Origin of the sequence: Mycobacterium sp. KBS0706 (assembly GCF_005938675.2) — a bacterium.
Taxonomy (GTDB): Bacteria; Pseudomonadota; Alphaproteobacteria; order DSM-16000; family Inquilinaceae; genus Inquilinus.
On record NZ_VCCH02000284.1, the window covers coordinates 1 to 1,155 of the forward strand.

A 1,155-nucleotide genomic window follows, 5' to 3' on the forward strand; every position below is an offset into this window, starting at 1 on the left:
GAGCAGGTTCTGCTGCTCGGTCAGCACGTCGAGCACGGTGCGCGATCCGACCTGCGCTTCCTGCTGCAGGCCCTCCACCGCCAGTTGCTCCGCCTTGACCGCGGCCTGGAACGACTTGATCGAGGCGCGCGCCGTCACCAGCGCCTGCCAGGACTGGACGGCGCCCTGGATCGCGGTGCGGCGCTGCGATTCGATCTGGATGCGGCGCTGGCCGTGGGTGTAGCGGGCCTGGCGCACCAGCGATTCCTGGTTGCCCTGCGAGTACAGCGGGATGGTCACCTGGGCCACGATCGCAGCAGAATCGACGCGCGACTGCGCCCCGCTGCTGGTCTGGGGATGGGAAATTGTCGAATACTGCCGCTGGATTCGCGCCTGCACGTCGATCGACGGCAGCAGCGCGCCGAACTGCAGGTCGATATTGTCGGCCGCGGCGCGCTCGGTGAACACCGCCGCGACGATGCCCGGATAATTCGCCTGGGCCCTCTGGATCGCGTCCTGCATCGAGGATGGCAGCCCGGCCGGCACCGCCGGCGTCTCCAGCGTCCCCGGCGGCTGGCCGATGAAGCGCTCGAAGGTCGCGCGGCTGGCACGCAGCGTGCCCTCCGCTTCCACCCGGCCGGCAACGGCGCTGGCCAGGCTGGCTTCGGCCTGGCTGACGTCGGTGCGGGTCACCTCGCCGACATTGAACCGGTCCTGGGTCGCCTGCAGCTGCCGGCGCAGCACCGTCTCGTTGTTGCGCTGCACATCGAGCGCCGACTGATTCTGAACCACGTCGGCATAGGCCGTCGCAGCGTCCAGCAGCACCGTCTGCTCGGTGGTCTGGACGACGGCACGGGTCGCCATGATCGTGTTCTCGGCCTGATTGACCGAGGCCTGGGTCTGGCCGCCATTGTAGATGTTCTGGGTGACGGTGATGCCGAGCGTGGCAGGGTTCACCTCGTGCCAATAGCCCTCGCGACCGCCGCCGCTCAGCGGATCGCCCTTCTTACCGCTAGGCTGCAGCTGGGCTATGAGGCCACTTTGCGGGACGGCATCGCTGGTGGTGTTGGTGAACTGGCTCTCGATGCTGCCACTGGCGGTGACCTGCGGCCGGTAGCCGGACAGGGCCTGGGCCACGCCTTCATTGACCGCCTTCAGATTGGCGATGTCGGCGGC

1 protein-coding gene is annotated in these 1,155 nt (G+C 68.3%); it reads right to left on the bottom strand.

What is annotated here, in order from left to right:
* A partial coding sequence (locus FFK22_RS41845) for a TolC family outer membrane protein (RefSeq protein WP_143957007.1) occupies nt 1-1,155 on the bottom strand: 1,155 nt, incomplete at both ends.